Below are 17,908 nucleotides of genomic sequence, written 5' to 3'. Positions count from 1 at the left end.
ACTCCTTGCGGGGTGGGGAGGCTGGCTCAGCTTTGGTCGGACCATTATTGGTCAGACCAAACTGTACATGATGCAGGTCACATCGACGTGATGCAGCTCTCGTTGCGTCTCGGACGGGGAGGGTTGTGGCGCGGCCGGCGCGAGCATGACGAAGCCCGGCATCAGTGAGGACCGATGCCGGGCTCGACCGGGCGGCGAGTGGGTGAGCGACAGACTGCGTGCGGCGTCAGCCCCCGACGATGCGCGGCGCGCCGCGGTAGGCGCGCACGTGGTTCCACGCCGCGATCTGCGCGTACGCCTTGTGCTTCGGGTTGCGCTCCCCGTCGTACTTGAGCGGGTCGGCCCAGCGTCCGCGCTTGACGAGCGCCGCGGCGGCGTCGCGCTCTGCGCCCTTCGGCAGCAGACGCGCGATGGTCTGCGGCGGCAGGACGGTGTAGACGAGGTCGTCGGACGGCGCCGGCGCGGTGACGGGGGAGTTCTCGACGAGGTCGCTGACGAGCTGCTCGGCGACGTTCGCCCCCGAACCGGTGGCGTAGTAGCAGTTGCGTCCGTAGCGCGGGTTGACCTCGAAGAACTTGACGGAACCGTCACGCGGGTCGCGGATGGCGTCGAGGTTGGCGAAGCCGTGATAGTCGGCCGTCTCGAGGATGCGGCGCGAGGCTTCGACGACGTCGGGCATGTCCTGCACGACCTGGACGTCGGGGATGCCGAGGTAGGCCGGACGCGGATCCTGCAGGAGCACCCGCGACGTGCGCGCCAGCGTGATCTCGCCGTTCTTCGCGCGGTACATCGTGACCGACAGGATCTCGTCGCCGGGGATGAGATCCTGCGCGAGCATCTCGCCGGTGAAGCCCGCGTCGACGAGGCGGGTGATGAGCGCGTCGAGCTCGTCGCGCGAGTCGACCTCGTACAGCTTCTTCTTGCCCGGCATCGACAAGGCGTTGTGCAGTGCCGAATCGGCGGGCTTGACGATGATCGGGTAGGGGAAGGTGACGTCGTCGGCGCTCGGGCGCCCGGTGGCGAAGTCGAGGACGACGGTGCCCGGCGTCGCGACGCCCGCCTCGGCGCAGACGGCGTTGAAGTGGTTCTTGTCGGAGATGCGCTCGAGCATCGCGGGGCTCTCGTGTGGCACGACGACGTTGGTGCCGAGCGTGTCGCGCTTCGCCGACAACGACTGCACGTAGCCGTCGTTGTTCGTCAGCGGAATGATCGTCAGATCGGGGTTCTCAGCGGCGATACGGCGGATCTCGGTGAGGACGAGGTCGTGGTCGTTGATCGCGGCGAACCCGAGTTCTCGCGTGTCGTGGAACAGCGTTGAGTCGGCCGTCGCGCCCGTCGTGAACGGGACGACGAGGACGCTCGTCAGGCCGTAACGCTCGTGGAACGCGCGCGCCAGGGCGTAGCCCGAGAGGGTGAAGTCGAGCACGACCGGCAGCACCGCGGGAGTGCCGCCCTGACCCGGCGTCGCACCGCGTGCGGGGCCGGCGACCTTCGCGGCGAGGGCGGTGGCGGCGCACGAGGCGGTGCGCATCGTCCGCGACGGCAGGCTGTGAACGGTGCTCGGACCCTTGCTGCGGGCGTCACGCACGAGGGCCTTGGCCTTCGTCGACGCACGGTACGCGGAGAGCACCTGCGGGCGCACGACGAGATCCCACGGGCCCGGGACGTCACGCGCGCCGTCCTTGCCGAACTTGAGCTTGAAACCGTCGAGCGAGCTGAGCGCGGGCGCGCGGTCGCTGCCGAGACCCATGAAGTCGAACGTCGACGCGCCGCGGCTCTTCGCCGCGAGCATGCACTCCCAGACCATGCGGTTGGCAGCGAAGCTCTTGCGGGCGGCCGCGCTCGTCGCGGCGTAGAAGTAGCGCGCCTCGCCGTCATAGATGGTGACGAGCGCCCACGCGACGACGGCGCCGCCCGCAGAGGTGTCTCGCACCGTGTAGAGGCGGCAGATGTCGGGGCCGAGCTGGGAGAGCATGTTGAAGTAGAACTGCGCGGGACGCAGGTCGAAGTGGCCGCGTTCGGCGGTCTCGGTGAAGACGGGGAAGACCTGCTCAGCGAAGTCCTGTTCGCTGATGCCCGTCTCGTCGGTGAAGACCAGGGCGTCGTTCTTGAGCCCGTACCGCAGGTCACGGCGGCCGTTCTTCGACATCGACACCATCAGCTCGTCCTCGCTGAGCGAGAGGTCGAGCACGAGCGTACGGTCGTAGAAGACCTCGGTGAGCGGCTCGGTGAGGTCGGGCGCCGCGTGCGTGGCGTGCAGGCGGACGAGTGCCGCCTTGGGGTGCTCGGCCTTGACGTACGCGGCCAGGGCGTCGCGCAGGGCACGCTCCTCAGCGGCGCTGGGCGCGGCGTGCGTCAGCCAGATCGGGGCGAACTTGCCCCACAGCTGCACGAGCGCGCGGCCGGCGAACTCCGTCAGGCTCAGTGCGGCGACGTGGGCGCCCGCGGCGTCGTGGACGAGCAGGTAGCGCCAGTGACGGCGCCCCGGCAGCGAATCGTCGTAGCGCGCCCACTCGGGCGACTGCTCGACGGGCACGCGCGCGCCCGCGTCGTGGATCGTCCGGACGAACTCGTCAGCGTCGACGGCGACGATCGAGTAGGGCGAGGTCGTGGCGAGGCTCGACTGGGTGGGCGACATGGTGGCGTAGCGCTCCGAACGTTGGGGACATCGGCTTGCCGCCAGCCTACCGGCGCCCCCGCTCCCACCCCGTCAGGCACGCATGGGGCCCGCCCCATCTGCGATTCCCGTCCTCATCTGCGTTTTTCGTCCACATTCGCTCAGAGGCGCGAAGGTGGACGCGGTTCGCCGATGGGGGCGGGAATCGCATAGGTGGACGCGGTTCGCCGATGGGGAAACGAATCGCGAATGTGGATAGGAATCGCAGGTGGGTCAGGGGGCGAGGATGGCGTCGCGCAGGACGTCGAGGCCGACGCCGCCGATGTCGAGGGCGCGACGGTGGAAGGCCTTGAGGTCGAAGGCTGCGCCCTCGCGACGACGCGTCTCCTCGCGCAGCGACAGCCACAGGCGCTCGCCGATCGAGTACGACGGCGCCTGCCCCGGCCAGCCGAGGTAGCGGTCGAGCTCGAAGCGCAGGAAGCCCTCGGCCATGTCGGCGTGCGCCGACAGGAATGCCCACGCCTTGTCGTACGTCCAGGCGCCCCCACCAACCTCGGCGGGAGCCTCGAAACCGCAGTGCACGCCGATGTCGACGATGACGCGCGCGGCGCGCAGCGACTGCCCGTCGAGCATGCCGAGGCGGGTGGCGTCGTCCGTGTGGAAGCCGAGCTCGTCCATGAGGCGCTCGGCGTACAGGGCCCAGCCCTCCGCGTGCCCGGATGTCCACGACCCCATGCGGCGCCACCGGTTGAGCAGGCCCGAGCGGTACATCGTCTGCCCGATCTGCAGGTGATGGCCGGGGACGCCCTCGTGGTAGACGGTCGTCAGTTCGCGCCACGTGCCGAACCGTTCGACGCCCTTCGGCACCGCCCACCACATGCGTCCGGGGCGGGAGAAATCCTCGCTCGGGCCGGTGTAGTAGATGCCGCCCGAGGACGTGGGCGCGATCATGCACTCGATGCGACGCACCGGGTCGGGGATGTCGAAGTGCGTGTCCGCCAGAGCGCTGACGGCGGCGTCGGCGCTCGCCTGCATCCAGGCGCGCAGCGCGTCGGTGCCGTGCAGGGCGTACGCGTCGTCGGCGTCGAGGGCGGCCATCGCGCCCTTGACGCCGGCGCCGGGCGCGATGCGTTCGGCGAGGCGCGACATCTCGTCGGTGATGCGCGCGAGTTCGTCCTGACCCCAGCGGTAGGTCTCCTCGAGGTCGACTCGCGCGCCGAGGAACTCGCGGCTGTGCAGCGCGTACCGCTCACGCCCCACCCCGTCGTGCTCGGGCGCGCGCGGCAGCAGTTCGTCGCGCAGCCGCGCCCCTGCGTCGGCGTAGGCCCGCGCGGCGAGCGCGGCAGCCTCGCGCACCTCGTCCTGCACCGCGCTGGCATCGCCACCACCCTCGACGGCGGCGCGCTCGGCGAGCGAGAGGAAGTACCCGTCGCGTCCGCCGTGCTCGGCGCATTGCTCGCTGCAGCGTTCGATCTGGCGCTGCGCCGCGACGATGCCCTGCGACGCGGCGTGATCGAGCGACGCGAACCAGCCGTCGAGCGCCTCGGGGACGGCGCGCAGCCGGTGCGCGATCGTCTCCCAGTCCTCGTCGCTGTCGGTCGGCATGAGGTCGAAGGTGTCGCGCATCATCTGCAGCGGCGACGCGATGACGTTGAGGTCGGCGAGGTCGTAGCCGGCGTCATGGATCTCCTCGGCGAGCTCGAGGCGCTCCTGCAGCGCGGCGAGCGTCACGGCGTCCACGTCGTCCTGCGCCGACGCGGTGCGCAGCGCCGACAACGTCGAGCGACGCAGATCGGACGCGGCCGCGTAACCGTCGGGGGAGAAGTCGTCGAGCAGATGATCCTGGCCCGGGATGCCGAGCGCCGTTGCCTCGATCGGCGACAGCGCGACGGACGCGTCGAGGTAGCCGTCCGCGATCTCGTCGAGACGGGTCGTGGCGCGGGGCTCGCTCGAGGTGCTCATGTACCGATCCAACGCGACGCACGTCACAGCGCGCAAGTACATTGACGCCCATGACGACGCCGCCGATGAGTCCATCTCACGCCGATCCTGACGCCCGGCCCGCTGCGGCGGGTGCTGTGAAGGCAGCGGCAGCGGGGCAGAGGGCGTCGGCCGAGGCCTCGGCATCGGGCTCGGAGGAGCAGGCGAAATCCACCGCGACGACGGCCGCGTCACCGACATCCGGCTCGGCGGAGTCCGTGAGCTCCACCGCGGCGTCCACGGACTTGGCTTCCACCTCAGCGGCGCGGGCCGACGCCATGTCACCCACCGCAGGTGGAGAGCTCGTCGTCGTCGGTGTCCAGATCGGCCGACCAGAGGTGTGGGATGCGAAGAAGCACCTCACGGGGATGCGCAAGCGACCCGTCGCGAGCATCGGCGTCGCCGACCCCGGCACGCGCGAGGCGGGTGGGCGCAGCGGCGTCAGCGGTGACCACGTCGGTGATCTCGAGCATCACGGGGGCAGCGAGCAGGCGGTGTACGTGGTCGCGCGTGAAGAGCTCGACCACTGGGGCGCCGAGCTGGGGCGTTCGATTCCCGACGGGGCCTTCGGCGAGAACGTCACGACGCGGGGCGTCCGCGTCGACGACGCCGTCATCGGCACCCGCTGGCGCATGGGCACGGCGCTGCTCGAGGTGACCGGCCCCGCGTTCCCTGCCGAACCTTCGCCTGGGCGATCGACGAGCCGCGCTGGGTCAAGCGCTTCACCGACCACGGACGGCCCGGCGCGTACACCCGCGTCGTCGAGCCCGGGACGATCACGGCGGGCGACATGGTCGACGTCGTCGACGTGCCCGAGCACGGCGTCACCGTCGTCGACGTGTTCCGCGCCTACACCGGCGGTGCCCGCGCGATCATGGAACGCGTCGTCGCGGCCGGCGTGCTGGCGCCGCGCTACCAGGCCAAGCTCGAAGCCAAGCTGCGCTGAGCATCATCGCCCGCAATCGCGTCACCTCTGACGCGATTCCGGGCAACGATCATCCGCCGAAGGCCAGCCTCAGCGCGGCAGGCGCGATTCGGCCCAACTGCGCGGACGGGCGTGGCGGACGTGCGCGGGGCGTCCCCACATGGAACGCACCGGGGCGGGTGATTCAGTGCCCGACGCCGCAGCCGCTCGCGCCAGGACGACAGCAGTGACGGCGGCGATCTCCTCGTCGGTCGGCGCGCCGCTGACGAACCGGATCGTCGGGCGCGGGCTCTCGGTTGCCTCGCTCACAGCGGGATGTTTCCGTGCTTCTTCGGCGGCAGGTCCTCGCGCTTGTGACGCAGCGCCCGCAGCGCCTTGACGACCTGGACGCGCGTCTCGTGCGGCGGGATGACCGCGTCGACGTAGCCGCGGTCGGCTGAGATGTACGGGTTGGCGAGCGTGTCCTCGTACTCGGCGATGAGCTGCGCGCGACGCTTCTCGACGTCCTCGGCGCTGCCGTTCTCGGCGACCGCCGTCAGCTCCTTGCGGTACACGATGTTGGCCGCGCCCTGCGCACCCATGACGGCGATCTGCGCCGTCGGCCACGCGAGGTTGATGTCGGCGCCGAGGTGCTTGGACCCCATGACGTCGTACGCACCGCCGTACGCCTTGCGCGTGATGACGGTGACGAGCGGCACCGTCGCCTCCGCGTAGGCGTAGAGCAGCTTCGCGCCACGGCGGATGATGCCGCCCCACTCCTGGTCGGTACCGGGCAGGAAGCCGGGCACGTCGACGAGCGTGAGGATCGGGATGTTGAACGAGTCGCAGAAGCGGATGAAACGCGCCGCCTTCTCGCTCGCGTTGATGTCGAGCGTGCCGGCGAGCTGAGCCGGCTGGTTCGCGACGATGCCGACGCTGTGCCCCTCGACGCGCGCGAGCCCGCAGATGATGTTGGGTGCGAACAGCGGCTGCACCTCGAGGAAGTCGGGGCCGGAGCCCGCATCGTCAGGATCCGCCGGGTCGACGACGGCGGCGATGACGTCGTTCATGTCGTAGGCGAGGTTCGCCGAATCGGGCACGAGCGTGTCGAGCGCGCGGTCGGCGTCGGTGATCTCGAGGTCGGCGGTGACCTCGAACGAGGGCCCCGGGTCCATGTTGTTGCTCGGCAGGTAGCCGAGCATCGCCTTGACGTACTCGATCGCGTCGTCCTCGTCGCTCGCCATGTAGTGCGAGACGCCGGAGCGCGAGTTGTGCGTGTGCGCGCCGCCGAGCTCCTCGAAACCGACGTCCTCACCCGTCACCGTCTTGATGACGTCAGGGCCGGTGATGAACATGTGCGACGTCTGATCGACCATGACGGTGAAGTCGGTGATCGCGGGGGAGTAGACGGCGCCACCGGCGCAGGGGCCCATGACGAGCGAGATCTGCGGGATGACACCGCTCGCGTGCACGTTGCGACGGAAGATCTCGGCGTAGAGACCGAGCGCGACGACGCCCTCCTGGATGCGCGCGCCGCCCGAGTCGTTGATGCCGATGACGGGTGCGCCGAGCTTCATCGCGAGATCCATGACCTTGCAGATCTTCTCGCCGAAGACCTCGCCGAGGGAGCCGCCGAAGACCGTGAAGTCCTGACTGAACACGCAGACCGTGCGCCCGTCGACCGTGCCGTAGCCGGTGACGACGCCGTCACCGTAGGGGCGGTTCTTGTCCTGCCCGAACTGCGTCGAGCGGTGACGCGCCAGGGCGTCGAGTTCGACGAACGAGCCCTCGTCGAGCAGCCGTTCGACGCGCTCACGAGCCGTCAGCTTGCCCTTGGCGTGCTGCTTCTCCACCGCGCGGGCCGAACCGGCGTGCACCGCCTCCTCCGTGCGGTTCGCCAGATCCTTCAACCTTCCGGCCGTGGTGTGCAGATCGAGGGAGGTGTCCGGGGGCACGTCGTCGAGCGTCATGGGCGACAGCCTAACCTTGTCACGTGACCTCGAACACGAACTCGTCAGTAGCCTTTTCGCCAGGGATGGCGCGGGATCTGCGTGCCGACGGGTGGGCTCGCGTCGACCTGTTCGACGAGGTCGATTCGACGAATGTGGTCGCCCTCGACGCCGCCGAGCGCTGGCACCTCGTGGCCGCCCATCGCCAGCGCGCCGGGCGCGGACGCCTCGATCGGGCCTGGGTGACGCCCGCGGGCGCCGCCGTCACCGTCTCGATGACGCTGCCGCTGCCGCTGGACGCGGCGACGTGGGGTTGGGTGCCGTTGTTCGTCGGTGACGCCGTGCGCGCCGCCCTCGCGCAGCTGGCCGACGAGCGCGGGGCGGACGTCGAGTTCGTCACGAAGTGGCCCAACGACGTCCTGGTGTGGGATGACGACGGCGACGAGAGCGGCGCCGACGCCGACGCCGGCCCGGGCACCGGCGGGGCGAGCGGCGACTGGCGCAAGGTCGCCGGCGTCCTGTGTCAGGTGGCGTCGGGCAACCTCGTCGTCGCGGGCGTCGGGGTGAACGTGGCTCAGCAGCGCGGCGAGTTGCCCGTCGACACGGCGACGTCGACGTCACTCGTCGGGTTGGACGCCGCGCGTGACGAGGTGCTCGCGGCCGTCGCTGCGCACGTCGCCCGTGCCGCGCGTGCCTGGTGCGAACCCGTGGCGCTCGCGGCCGCCCGCGAGAGCGTGCGTCGACACTGTCGCACGATCGGCAGCCTCGTCGACGTGCACACCCCCGACGGCAAGGTGGCGCGGCGGCGAGGCGTCGGCATCGACGACGGCGGGCGGCTCGTGACGACCGCTCCCGGCGAGCGTCCAGGCTCAGCGCCTACGATGGCGTACTCGGTGGCGGACGTCGTGCATGCCCGCCTGGGCGGCCGCGCGGAGGCCGGCGAGCCACACGGGCGGAACGCCGACGAGTGATCGGTACGAGGCAGAAGGCGAGACGTGATGGCTGACCCGGTGTCCCACCTCGATTCCGACGATTCGATGTTCATCGACGCGGTCGAGCGACGCCTCATGGGCGCGCCGCGCCGCTACAAGCGCCGTGACCTGTCGACGCACGCCGGGGTCGACGCCGACGACACCCGTCGCGTGTGGCGCGCTCTCGGTTTCGCCAACTCGCGTGAGGCGGACGTCGCGTTCTCCGACACCGACCTCGACGCCCTGCGCGCGGTGTCCGCGATGACGGCCGCGCACGATCTCGACGTCGACACCCTCCTCGGGCTGGCGCGTGCGCTGGGGCGCACGACCGACCGACTCGCGATGTGGCAGGTGCAACTCGTCGTCGACATGCTCGCGCAGCGTGACGGCGGCCCGCGCGGCGGCAAGCCCCTCGCCCGCGCCGCAGCGGAGGAGATGGCGAGCCTCGTCGACGACCTCGAGCCGTTGCTCCTCTACGTGTGGCGCCGCAACGTCGGCGTCGCCCTCGCGCGCCTGCTGGCAGACGCGCAGCCCGAGACGCACCTCGGTGTCGTGCGCACCGTCGGTTTCGCCGACCTCGTCTCCTTCACGCGCCTCGCGCGTCAGCTCAGTGAGAGTGATCTCGCGGCGCTCGTCACGCGGTTCGAGGCGGTCGCCTCGGACATCGTCAGCGAGCACGGGGGCGCCGTCGTCAAGACGGTCGGTGACGAGATCCTCTTCTCGCACCAGGACCCGGAGGGCGCCTCGCGCATCGCGCGTGCGCTCAAGGAGATGTCGGAGGTCGACGACCTGCTGCCGCAGATGCGCGTGGGTCTGTCGACGGGTCGTGTGCTCGCGCGTCTCGGCGACATCTACGGCACGACGGTCAACCGCGCCGCACGCCTGACGAACGCCGCCGCGGCGAGTCAGATCCTCGTCGACGAGGCAACGGCCGACGCGCTGCGTCACGACCCGGAGTCGACGCTGCGCGCGCACGAACCGTTGGAACTCGCGGGTATCGGCCTCAGCGCGGCCTGGATCCTGCTCTGACGGACCTTTCTGAAGCACTCTGCTCAGGACGAATCCTGCTGGACGGATCGGGCGTCGGACGCCTGCGGGTGAACGCCAGGTGACGATTCGGCGACAAAGCCCTGCTGTATACATTTCTGTCAAGTCGGCTGGATGGGCAACTGACAATTCGTCGGTCCGCAAGGCACCGCAGGGTATGCCGGGCTGCCTATAGTCGTGCTCATGAACGACGTCCTGGTCGCCCGCGGGGGTTTCGGCGACGACACGGCTCTCATGCGCATGAGCCACGCAGCACACCTCTCGGTCCGCACCGTGGAGGGCACGCTCGAAACCGTGACGCCCGAATCCGTCGGAACGGTGACCGCGTGCATCGTCTTCGCGGCGAACTGCCGCCGCGTCGACGGCGACGCCGACCTGGGCGGCGGCGCCACGGCCGCGCCCGACGGGGTGCGCGAGAGCGCCGCCGCCGTGCGCACCTCTTCCCGCCGGCATCCGGGTGTGGCGTTCGTCGCTGTGCTCGACGACGCGGCGCTCGTCGGGGACGTCGAACGCGCGGCCGCGACCGTCGCGCTGCTCGACGCGGGGGCCGACGACGTCATCTCGTGCGCGATCACGCCGGCGGAGCTCGAAGCGCGGGTCAGCGCCGCGGTGCGCCGGGTCAACCGGGCGCAGGGCGGACCGCGGCTGGTGGCGAACGCCGCCGAGGGGAGCCCACCCCACGTGGACGCGGCGCGGCGCGAGCTCGTCGGCGCCGGCGGGCGGGCGGTGATGACCGCGAAGGAAGCCATCGTCATGGGGGTGCTCGTCGGGCGGGATGACGTCGTCAGTCGCGCAGAGTTCGAGGCGGCGCTGTGGACGGGCCAGTGGCGTGGCACACCCAAGGCGGTCGACATGCACATCGCCAAGCTGCGCCCCAAGCTGCGGGTCGCGACGGGCGGGCAGTGGCAGATCGAGACGGTGCGCGGCGCGGGCTTCGTCCTGACGCGGCGCGAGGGCGAGGCCCTCGAGTCGGTGGGGGTGGGCCTCGCCCACCCGGCGACGCCCGCCTGACGACCGCGCCACGCGCGTGACGAATCCGCCGGATAATCTTGGCGCGTGAACCAACCCCAGCCCCATGCGCGCAACGCCACCGAGCCGGACGCTGCGACGCCCGACACCCAGCCCGCCCGCGAGGCGCGCCGCGCGCCGGGCGGATTTCCCGTCGTCGGCATCATCGGCGGCGGCCAGCTCGCCCGCATGTGTGCCGCCCCCGCGGCCGAGCTCGCGCTGACGTTGTCCGTCTTCGCCGAGTCCGACGACGCCGCAGCGGCGCTCGTCGTGCCGCATGCGCCTGTCGGTGACTACCGCGACGCCGAGCAGGTGCGCGAGTGGGCACGCGGGTGCGACGTCGTGACGTTCGATCACGAGCACGTGCCCGCCGACGTGCTCGCTGCGCTCGAGGCCGACGGCGTCGCGCTGCACCCGCGCCCGAGTGCGCTGCGCTTCGCCCAGGACAAGCTCGCGATGCGTCAGCGCCTCAGCGACCTCGACGTGCCGTGCCCCGCCTGGGCTCCCGTTTCCACGAGCGACGAGTTGAGCGCGTTCGGCGAACAGCATGGCTGGCCGCTCGTGCTCAAGACCCCGACGGGCGGGTACGACGGCAAGGGCGTCATGCTCGTGCGCACCCCCGACGACGCGGACGCCTGGTTCGCGCAGGCTGACGGCGCGCCGCTGCTCGCGGAGGAGGCCGTCGCGTTCGAGCGGGAGATCGCCGTCATGATCGCGCGCAGCCCGAGCGGCCAGGTCGCCGTGTGGCCCGTCGTCGAGACCGTTCAGGTCGACGGCATCTGCACCGAGGTCCTCGCCCCCGCCCCGGACCTGAGCGACGACGCTGCCGAACGCATCACCTCCGCCGCCATCACGATCGCGCGCGAACTCGACGTCACGGGCGTCATGGCCGTCGAGCTGTTCGACCTCGGCGGTGACGAGTTCGTCGTCAACGAGCTCGCGATGCGCCCGCACAACTCGGGACACTGGTCGATGGACGGCTCGATCACCGGTCAGTTCGAGCAGCACCTACGCGCCGTCCTCGATCTGCCCCTCGGCGACACGCGCGCGCGGGCACCGTGGACGGTCATGGGCAACGTGCTCGGCGGCGAGTACGAGGAGTTGTACCCCACCTACAGGCACCTCATGGCGCGTGATCCCGGCCTCAAGATCCACCTCTACGGCAAGGGTGTGCGCCCCGGCCGCAAGATCGGGCACGTCAACGTCTTCGGCGACGACCTCGTCGGCCTGCGCGCACGAGCCCGCCACGCCTGTGACTACCTCCAAGGAACGGTGACCAAATGAGCGACGCGACCACCCCCGACGTGACGACGAACGCTGCGGGTTCGGCGACCCCGGCTACGAGCTCGACGAACCCCACGAGCGCGACGCAGCCGGCGAAGGCGCCCGTCGTCGGGCTCGTCATGGGCAGCAACTCGGACTGGCCGACGATGTCCGCGGCCGCCGACGTCCTCGACGAGTTCGGCATCGGGTACGAGGCCGACGTCGTCTCGGCGCACCGCATGGCGCACGAGATGGTCGAGTACGGCACCCGCGCCGCGGAGCGCGGCCTGCGCGTCATCATCGCCGGCGCCGGGGGAGCGGCGCACCTGCCGGGCATGCTCGCGTCGGTCACGACGCTGCCCGTCATCGGGGTGCCCGTGCCGCTGAAACACCTCGACGGCATGGACTCGCTGCTGTCGATCGTCCAGATGCCCGCCGGCGTGCCCGTCGCGACGGTCTCGGTCGGTGGTGCGCGCAACGCGGGCCTGCTCGCGGCGCGCATCCTCGGCGTCGGTGACTCGGACGAGGCGTGTCGCATCGCCGCCCAGATGATGCAGTTCCAGGCGAGCCTGCGCGACGAGGCCCACGCCAAGGGCGAGGCGCTGCGCCGCGAGGTCGCCGAACGTCAGGCCTGAGTACCCCGATGTTGCCCGGGCCTGGCGGCGCCGACGCCCCGAAACCCGGGCAACATCGACGGAGAGGGGCTGCCGCCGCGACGTACTGGCGGGTAGCATGCCGGTATGGCTGCTAACCCTGACTTCGACCTCTACAAGATCTCCGAGGAGCACGAGGCGCTCCGCGAGGCCATCCGCCCCGTCTGCGAGAACAAGATCGCGCCGCACGCGGCCGACGTCGACGACAAGTCGCGCTTCCCGCAGGAGGCCCTCGACGCCCTGATTGAGGCCGGCATGCAGGCGCCGCACGTCGACGAGCAGTACGGCGGCATGGGCATCGACGCCCTCGGCACGTGCATCGTCATCGAGGAGGTGGCCCGCGTCTGCGCGAGCTCCTCGCTCATCCCGGCCGTCAACAAGCTCGGCTCCATGCCCGTCATCCTCGGCGGCGGCGAGGAGATCAAGGCGAAGTACCTACCGAAGCTCGCCTCCGGTGAGGCGATGTTCTCCTACGGTCTGTCCGAGCGCGAGGCCGGTTCCGACACCGCGTCGATGAAGACGAAGGCCAAGCGCGACGGCGACCACTACGTCCTCAACGGCCAGAAGTCGTGGATCACGAACGCCGGCGAATCCGAGTTCTACACCGTCCTCGCCGTCACCGACCCCAACGGTGAGCGCGGGCGCAACATCTCCGCGTTCGTCGTCGAGAAGAGCGATGAGGGCTTCAGCTTCGGTGAGCCCGAGCGCAAGCTCGGCATCAAGGGTTCGCCGACGCGTGAGCTGCACTTCGACAACTGCCGCATCCCCGCCGACCGCATCGTCGGCGCCGAGGGCGAGGGCCTCAAGATCGCGCTGCGCACCCTTGACCACACGCGTGTGACGATCGGTGCGCAGGCCGTCGGCATCGCGCAGGGCGCGCTCGACTACGCCGTCGGCTACGTCAAGGAGCGTCAGCAGTTCGGCAAGGCCATCGCCGAGTTCCAGGCCATCCAGTTCATGCTCGCCGACATGGCGATGAAGGTCGAGACGGCCCGTCAGATGGTCTACGTCGCGGCCGCGAAGTCGGAGCGTCAGGACGCCGACCTGTCGTTCTTCGGCGCCGCCGCGAAGTGCTTCGCCTCCGACGTCGCGATGGAGGTGACGACCGACGCCGTCCAGCTGCTCGGCGGCGCCGGCTACGTCAAGGACTTCCCCGTCGAGCGCATGATGCGCGACGCGAAGATCACGCAGATCTACGAAGGCACCAACCAGATCCAGCGTCTCGTCATGGGCCGCGCGGTGCTCAAGGGCTACTGAACCCAGCCCTGACGACGAGTGCGGGCCGCAGCTGACCTCAGCTGCGGCCCGCACTCGTCCTCCGTGCCTCGCGCGCTACGACGACGCACCGATATTCGTCCTCACGGGGCGACCCGGTGTCCTGCCGGCCGCGTCACGGAGACGAGTGGCGTCAGTTGGAGACGACGAACCGCTTGTTCGAATGCCGGGGGTTCTCGAGCTCGTCGATGATCGCGACGGCCAGATCCTGGCTTGAGACACTCACGCCGATCATGTGGTCGTCGGACGTCTCATAGTGGCCTGTGCGCTCGCCGGGGGCGAGGACGGGAGCGGGGGAGACAATCGTCCAGGTCGGTTCGGGCGAACCGTCCCGGAACATCGCGAGGGCCGTGCTCGCGGCCTCCGCCTCGGGACGGAAGTCGGCGGGGAAATCCTCGCCCTCCAGCAGCGGACGGCCGTTCGCGTCGAGCGAGCTACCGGCGCCGCCGACCATGAACAGGCGGGCCTCGAGCGGGGTCGCCGCAAGACGCTCGTGCGCCGCGAGCCACGCCTCGGCGCTCGTCGAGCGTGCGGGCGGCACCGAGACGACGACGGCGTCGACGTCCTTCGCGAGGCGGACGACGGCGTCCGTGTCCTCGATCGAGGCGACGACGTCACCCGCACCGGGCCGCGTCGACACGCTGACGATCTCGTGGCCCCGCGAGCGACCCTCACTGACGATGGCCGAGCCGAGCATGCCCGCGGCGCCGAACACTGCGATCTTCATGGTGATCTCCTTCGTGGGGATGAATGACAGCACCAACCACCAGTCGGGATGGATTGTTCCCCGCCGGCCGACGACGCGCCTCGTCGTCCCACCGCTCTCAGGGCGACACCGACAGACGAGGGTGGCCCCACCCCGAGCGGGGTGAGGCCACCGTCACGAGGTTCAGTTCGCCGTCGTCTTCTTGACGAAGGAGGAGGTGTCGCCGTTCTCCTTGATGGCCTTGAACAGCTCGGCCGAACGCGTCGCGTCCCATTCGACGGCCTCGCCGGCGGGGGTGGGCAGCGCCGCGTTGCCGATGGGCACGACGACAGAGTTGCCGCCGTCTCCGGAGAACTTCTTGAGGTTCCACATCGTCCGCAGGCCCTGCATCATCGACATGCCCTTGTCGACCGTGAGCCCCTGCGCGCCCGATTCGCCGAGGCCCTTGAGCCTCCACGGCACGAGCAGGTTGGAGGGCGAGCTGATCTCCTTCATGAGCGCCGCGAGGAACTGACGCTGACGCTTGGCGCGCCCGAGGTCGCCCTCCGGGTCGGAATAACGGGCTCGCACGTACCCCAGGGCCGTCGGCCCGTCCATCTGCTGGCACCCCTTCTTGAGGTTGATGTGGGCCTTGGGGTCGTCCATGTCGCGGGCGACACAGATGTTGACACCGCCGACGGCGTCGACGACGGAGGCGAACCCGCCGAAACCGATCTCCATGTAGTTGTCGATGTGGATGCCGGTGTTCGTCTCGATCGTCTTGACGAGCAGCTGCGGGCCGCCGATCGAGAACGACGCGTTGATCTTGTTCTTCGCGTGCCCCGGAATGGAGACGTAGCTGTCGCGCGGGATCGACATGAGGGTCGGCTTGTCGCCGCCCGTGTGCAGGATCATGATCGAGTCGGTGCGCTGGCCCTCCGCGTCACCCGTGCCGAGCTTCTTCTTCTGCTCGGTCGTGAGGCCACTGCGCCCGTCTGATCCGACGATGAGCGTATTGTGGCCCGCGCCCGAATCGGCGAGGTGCTCCGAGGGGATCGCGTCGACCTTCTGCACCTTGCCCCACGCGGACATGCCGGCCCAGACGAGGCCGCCGACCCACAGCAGGAGCAGCACGAGCACCCCTGCGACGATCTTCTTGCCGCGCCCGAACCGGCCGCGTGGACGAGGCGGTTCCTCGCCCGAGTCGCCCGGCCCGCCGGGGCCACCCTGTGCGCCGGGGCCGCCCTGTCCGACGGGGCCGCTGGCTTCGGCGGGTCCGTGAGGGCCGCCAGGACGGAGGTCGCGGTGGGGGCCGCGCTGGGCGTCGATGTCACGGACATTGGGCCCCACGCCGGCGGCGCGAGCGTGCCCGGACGCGGCGGCGCCCGCGGCCCCGGCCGCCGCAGCACCTCCGATGACGCGACGTCGTCCGCCCTGGCGGGGGGCACCCTCCTGCGGCATGGCGCGCGTGGAGTCGCGGCCCGGGGCATCTTCCTGCGGCATGGCACGGGTCGAGTCGCGGTCCGGGGCGTCGGGTGAGGTGCGGCGGCGCTCGTCGGCGGAGGCCGCCGAACCTGCGGCTGCAGCACCTGCGCCCGCCGAACCCGCGGCTGCAGCACCTGCGCCCGCCGAACCTGCGGCTGCAGCACCTGCGCCCGCCGAACCCGCGGCTGCAGCACCTGCGCCCGCCGAACCTGCGGCTGCAGCACCTGCGCCCGCCGAACCCGCGGCTGCAGCACCTGCGCCCGCCGCGGCAGCGCCACCGGGACGCCTCGGAAGACGCCCCGCCGGGCGGCCGTCACCGGTGCGGGCGTCGCCGTCACGGCGCTCGCCGATGCGAGCCTCGGTCGGGCGGGCGTTCGAGGCGCGGGGATCGCTCCAACGTCCTGCGGGGCCCGCGTTGTCGCGCCGCGCGCCGCGCACGGGGATCGCCTGGGCTCCTGCGACGTCCTGGTTTCGGGGCGTGCCGCCGGGCGTCGGGCGTTCCTGCGGCGGAAGCTGCTCCTGTGGGTGGGGACGTCGGGCGACGGCGTCACGGGGTGCGGCTGGCCCACGGTCGGCATCGGGCGCGCGACGGGGTGCGTCGGGCCGCCGCTGAGGTTGTTCGGCCCCGCGGCGGGGACCTTCGGCGTCGCGCGGTGCGTCACCCGCGCACGGTGTGTCGGCGCGCTGCGGCATCGCGCGTCGATTGCCCTTCGAACGGCGCGTGTCGACGACGAACGCGTCGTGCTCGCGAGGGCCGCCATGCCCGTCGGGGCGGGGGCGGGGCTGACGAGGGTCACGGGGATCATTCGGCTGCGGCACCCCTCGAGGTTAGACAACTGCGCTGTGATTTTCGGGGCAGCGCCACGCGGGGCGAGCAGGTCGGGGCCCCGCCGCCCGCGCCCTGGCCCCCGGTAGGCTGACGAACGCATCCGCGCCGCCGCGGGCCCAGGACGGGGCCGCCGACGGCGCACCGAGCTCGATCAGGAGACGTCGTTCCGTGTCAGATGAGCATTCGCCCGCCGCACAACCGGCCGGAGCCGACGACGGGGAACGTCGCGGCATCTCCGTCTTCATGCCGATCCTCGACGAGGAGAAGCACCTCGCCGAGTCGGTGCGCGCCATCCTCGCGCAGGAATACGACGGCCCGCTCGAGGTCGTCCTCGCCATCGGGCCGTGCCACGACCGAACGTGGGACGTCGCGCGCGAGCTCGCAGACGCCGACGATCGCATCACCCTCGTCGAGAACCCCACGGGCCGCACGCCGGACGGCCTCAACGCCGCGCTCGCTGCGACGCGCCACGACATCCTCGTACGCGTCGACGGCCACGGCATCCTCTCGCCGGGCTACCTGCGCACGGTCGAGCGGCTGCTCGCCGAGACGGGCGCCGCGAACGTCGGCGGCATCATGGACGCTGAGGGAACGACCGACTTCGAGCAGGCCGTCGAGTGCGCGATGAAGTCGAAGATCGGCGTCGGGGGCGTGAAGTTCAAGCAAGGCGGTGACGCCGGCGCGGTCGAGACGGTCTACCTCGGCAACTTCGCGCGCGAGTGGATCGAGCGCGTCGGGATGTACGACCCGCGCTACACGCGGGCACAGGACTGGGAGATGAACTACCGCATCCGCCGCGCGGGCGGCACCGTCTGGTTCACCCCCGAACTGCGCGTCACCTATCGTCCGCGGGCGAGCTTCAAGGCGCTCGCCAAGCAGTACTTCGAGTACGGCATGTGGCGTCGCGTCGTCGCGCGTCAGCACAAGGGGTCGATCAACCTGCGCTATCTCGCGCCGCCCGTCGCGGTCGTCGGTGTCGTCGGGGGTGCTGCGCTCGGCGCGTTCTGGCGCCCGGCGCTCGCAGCGCCGCTCGGGTACGCGGCCCTCGTCACCGCCGGAGGCGTGCACGCGGCGCGCGGGCGCGACGCGGCCGTCGTCGTCCGCATGCCGGCCGTGCTCGCGACGATGCACCTGGCCTGGGGCCTGGGCTTCCTCACCTCCCGCGTCGAGCTCGAACCCGCCGAACCGGGGCAGGCCCCGCGAGCCTGAGCGAACTCCCAGCGCGTGCTCGGTAGGCTGAGA

The 17,908-nt window shown here is 70.9% G+C and carries 16 protein-coding genes and 2 pseudogenes; 10 read left to right on the top strand and 8 right to left on the bottom strand.

Translation table 11 applies throughout. The annotated features are described in order from the left end of the window. Nucleotides 1-226: 226 nt before the first annotated feature. The 4 genes from J4Z35_RS07975 to J4Z35_RS14510 all read right to left on the bottom strand — a co-directional run bounded on the left by J4Z35_RS07975 (nt 227) and on the right by J4Z35_RS14510 (nt 5,073). Nucleotides 227-2,638, bottom strand: coding sequence for a GNAT family N-acetyltransferase (locus J4Z35_RS07975; protein WP_115297257.1), 2,412 nt, complete (start codon nt 2,636-2,638; stop codon nt 227-229). Nucleotides 2,639-2,890: 252 nt separating this feature from the next. After that, on the bottom strand, nt 2,891-4,579 hold the full coding sequence (locus tag J4Z35_RS07970) for a DUF885 domain-containing protein (protein WP_006947330.1): 1,689 nt from the start codon (nt 4,577-4,579) through the stop codon (nt 2,891-2,893). A gap of 76 nt (nt 4,580-4,655) precedes the next feature. Further along, on the bottom strand, nt 4,656-4,877 hold the full coding sequence (locus J4Z35_RS07965) for a hypothetical protein (protein ID WP_208065484.1): 222 nt from the start codon (nt 4,875-4,877) through the stop codon (nt 4,656-4,658). A 1-nt stretch (nt 4,878) separates the two neighbouring features. Then, nucleotides 4,879-5,073: a hypothetical protein gene (locus tag J4Z35_RS14510; RefSeq protein WP_243754958.1), complete on the bottom strand. Its 195-nt coding sequence runs from the start codon at nt 5,071-5,073 to the stop codon at nt 4,879-4,881. 18 nt (nt 5,074-5,091) lie between these two features. On the opposite strand from J4Z35_RS14510, the pseudogene J4Z35_RS14505 reads away from it, so the two are divergent. The 3 genes and pseudogenes from J4Z35_RS14505 to J4Z35_RS14495 form a co-directional block, all read left to right on the top strand. Continuing rightward, nucleotides 5,092-5,211: pseudogene (locus tag J4Z35_RS14505) on the top strand (MOSC domain-containing protein); the annotation flags it as partial. Between the two features lie 11 nt (nt 5,212-5,222). Then, nucleotides 5,223-5,333, top strand: a pseudogene (locus tag J4Z35_RS14500) (MOSC domain-containing protein); the annotation flags it as partial. Between the two features lie 54 nt (nt 5,334-5,387). Further along, nucleotides 5,388-5,543, top strand: coding sequence for a hypothetical protein (locus tag J4Z35_RS14495; protein ID WP_243754957.1), 156 nt, complete (start codon nt 5,388-5,390; stop codon nt 5,541-5,543). 69 nt (nt 5,544-5,612) lie between these two features. Here the strand turns inward: J4Z35_RS14495 and J4Z35_RS14490 are convergent, their stop codons facing one another. Both J4Z35_RS14490 and J4Z35_RS07950 read right to left on the bottom strand, forming a co-directional pair. Continuing rightward, nucleotides 5,613-5,831: an acyl-CoA carboxylase epsilon subunit gene (locus J4Z35_RS14490; RefSeq protein ID WP_198274712.1), complete on the bottom strand. Its 219-nt coding sequence runs from the start codon at nt 5,829-5,831 to the stop codon at nt 5,613-5,615. Beyond that, nucleotides 5,828-7,471: an acyl-CoA carboxylase subunit beta gene (locus tag J4Z35_RS07950; RefSeq protein WP_074041074.1), complete on the bottom strand. Its 1,644-nt coding sequence runs from the start codon at nt 7,469-7,471 to the stop codon at nt 5,828-5,830. The genes J4Z35_RS14490 and J4Z35_RS07950 overlap by 4 nt, the downstream gene beginning before the upstream one ends. 23 nt (nt 7,472-7,494) lie before the next feature. Here J4Z35_RS07950 and J4Z35_RS07945 point away from each other — a divergent pair, with 23 nt between their 5' ends. From J4Z35_RS07945 to J4Z35_RS07920, 6 genes are all read left to right on the top strand, one after another. Continuing rightward, nucleotides 7,495-8,421, top strand: a complete 927-nt coding sequence (locus tag J4Z35_RS07945; protein WP_208065483.1) for a biotin--[acetyl-CoA-carboxylase] ligase — start codon at nt 7,495-7,497, stop codon at nt 8,419-8,421. Between the two features lie 27 nt (nt 8,422-8,448). Beyond that, nucleotides 8,449-9,450 (top strand): adenylate/guanylate cyclase domain-containing protein, encoded by a 1,002-nt coding sequence (locus J4Z35_RS07940; RefSeq protein WP_006947388.1) that lies wholly within the window; start codon nt 8,449-8,451, stop codon nt 9,448-9,450. Nucleotides 9,451-9,651: 201 nt separating this feature from the next. Further along, nucleotides 9,652-10,479 (top strand): winged helix-turn-helix domain-containing protein, encoded by an 828-nt coding sequence (locus tag J4Z35_RS07935; protein WP_136788125.1) that lies wholly within the window; start codon nt 9,652-9,654, stop codon nt 10,477-10,479. Between the two features lie 45 nt (nt 10,480-10,524). After that, nucleotides 10,525-11,760, top strand: a complete 1,236-nt coding sequence (locus J4Z35_RS07930) for a 5-(carboxyamino)imidazole ribonucleotide synthase (RefSeq protein WP_208065482.1) — start codon at nt 10,525-10,527, stop codon at nt 11,758-11,760. Nucleotides 11,761-11,879: 119 nt separating this feature from the next. After that, entirely contained in the window at nt 11,880-12,374 is a 495-nt protein-coding gene (gene purE, locus J4Z35_RS07925; RefSeq protein WP_200829324.1) for a 5-(carboxyamino)imidazole ribonucleotide mutase, read from the top strand. 105 nt (nt 12,375-12,479) lie between these two features. After that, nucleotides 12,480-13,649, top strand: a complete 1,170-nt coding sequence (locus J4Z35_RS07920) for an acyl-CoA dehydrogenase family protein (protein ID WP_131941352.1) — start codon at nt 12,480-12,482, stop codon at nt 13,647-13,649. A 151-nt stretch (nt 13,650-13,800) separates the two neighbouring features. Here J4Z35_RS07920 and J4Z35_RS07915 read toward each other — a convergent pair whose 3' ends face one another. Continuing rightward, on the bottom strand, nt 13,801-14,394 hold the full coding sequence (locus J4Z35_RS07915) for an NAD(P)H-binding protein (protein WP_243754946.1): 594 nt from the start codon (nt 14,392-14,394) through the stop codon (nt 13,801-13,803). Nucleotides 14,395-14,556: 162 nt separating this feature from the next. Then, nucleotides 14,557-16,275, bottom strand: a complete 1,719-nt coding sequence (locus J4Z35_RS14845; protein WP_253184151.1) for an LCP family protein — start codon at nt 16,273-16,275, stop codon at nt 14,557-14,559. Nucleotides 16,276-16,834: 559 nt separating this feature from the next. Between J4Z35_RS14845 and J4Z35_RS07905 the strand changes: the two genes are divergently transcribed. After that, a complete protein-coding gene (locus tag J4Z35_RS07905) occupies nt 16,835-17,875 on the top strand; it encodes a glycosyltransferase family 2 protein (RefSeq protein ID WP_006943585.1) in 1,041 nt (346 codons plus the stop codon). The last annotated feature ends 33 nt before the right edge of the window (nt 17,876-17,908 follow it).

It is taken from the genome of Dermacoccus sp. NHGro5, from assembly GCF_017565385.1.
GTDB classification, from domain to species: Bacteria; Actinomycetota; Actinomycetes; order Actinomycetales; family Dermatophilaceae; genus Dermacoccus; species Dermacoccus nishinomiyaensis.
Note: the sequence above shows the minus strand (reverse complement) of the source record. Positions and strands in the feature narration are given on the sequence as shown.